We start from the raw sequence: 1713 nt of genomic DNA, 5'->3' as shown, positions 1-1713 counted from the left end.
CTTCGTCCCGGCCCTGCGCCGCGACCGCGAAGAGACCCGCGAACTCGTCACCGCCCTCGCCCGCCTGCACACCACCGGCACCACCGTCGACTGGACGGCCTACTTCGGCGGCCGTCCGACCACCCACCTGGACCTGCCCACCTACGCGTTCCAGCACGAGCGCTACTGGCTGCACCCGACCGGTCCGGCAGGGGATGTCGGTTCCGCCGGGCTGACTCCGGTGGACCATCCCGTGCTCAGCGCCGTGGTGGCATCACCGGAGTCGGACGGGATCGTGGTCACGGGGCGGTTGTCGGTGGCGACCCACTCCTGGATCGCCGACCACACGGTCCTGGGCACCACCCTGCTGCCCGGCACCGGCCTGGTCGAACTCGCCATCCGCGCCGGCGACGAAGCCCACACTCCACACCTGGAGGAACTCACCCTCCACACCCCCCTCACCCTGCCCACCGAAGGCGCCCTCGCGCTCCAGGTCCTCGTCGGTCCCGCCGACGCCACGGGCACCCGACCCGTCAGCATCCACACGCGGCCCGAGAGCACGGGCGCCGAATGGACGCGGCACGCAACCGGTACCCTCACACCCGCCCCCGCCGCTCCCGCCTTCGACCTCACCCAGTGGCCCCCGGCCGGCGCCACCCGCATCCCCACCGACCAGGCCTACGAACGGCTCCTGGCCCGGGGCTACACATACGGCCCCGTCTTCCAGGGCCTCACCGGCGCCTGGCGTTCCGGCGACGACGTCTACGCCGAGGTCACCCTCCCCGACCACGCCCACGCCGACGCCGCCCGGTTCACCCTGCACCCCGCCCTCCTCGACGCGGCGATGCATGCCGATCTGCTCGACGCCCAGGGCGAGGCGAACGGCGACACGCTGCTGCCGTTCTCGTGGAACGGCGTGACCCTCCACGCGTCCGGCGCCACCTCGCTGCGGGTACTGCTGCGCCGGGTGCGCGGCGACGAGGTGTCGGCGATGTGGGTGGCCGACGCCGAGGGCCGCCCGGTGGCCACGGTGGAACAGCTGGTCTCCCGGCCGGTGGCCACCGAGCAGCTGGCGGCGTCCCGCGACTCGCACGGCGACTCCCTGTTCCGGGTCGGCTGGCAGGGCCTGCCGCTGCCGGAGGCCGTGGGCGGCACCGTCGCCCGGCTCGCCGGGCCGTCCGAACTCGACGTATCCGTACCGGTGTTCGCCGACCTCGCCGCGCTGTCGGAAGCGGTCGCCGCAGGGCAGCCGATGCCGGACGTGGTGCTGTATCCGGTCGCCGGCGCGGTCGCGGCCGAGGTTCCGGACGCGGCTCGGGAGGTGTCCCTCGCGGTTCTCGACGCCGTACGCAAGTGGCTGGCCGACGACCGGTTCAGCGGGTCCCGGCTGGTGTTCGTGACCCGTTTCGCGGTGGCCGCCCGCCTCGAGGACACCCTCGACCTGGCGCAGGCGCCCGTGTGGGGCCTGGTGCGGGCCGCGGAGGCGGAGAACCCGGGACGCTTCGCGCTGCTGGACACCGACGGATCCGCGGCGTCGCTCACCGGGCTTGCGGCGGCCGCCGCCTCGGGCGAGCCGGAGTCCGCCGTCCACGGCGGCCACTTCGCCGTTCCCCGTCTCGTTCGGGCCACCGGCTCCGGTGAGGGGACGGCCGCTGTCTGGGACGCGGAGTCCACCGTGCTGATCACCGGCGGCACCGGCGGCCTCGGCGCCCTCGTCGCCCGCCACCTGGTCAC

The 1713-nt window shown here is 74.5% G+C and carries 1 protein-coding gene; it reads left to right on the top strand.

Annotated features, from left to right (window positions below):
* Positions 1-1713: polyketide synthase dehydratase domain-containing protein (locus tag ACWDEN_RS48070; protein WP_450864465.1), on the top strand; the 1713-nt coding region annotated here is incomplete at both ends.

It is taken from the genome of Streptomyces sp. NPDC001153 (assembly GCF_053598315.1).
Note: the sequence above shows the minus strand (reverse complement) of the source record. Positions and strands in the feature narration are given on the sequence as shown.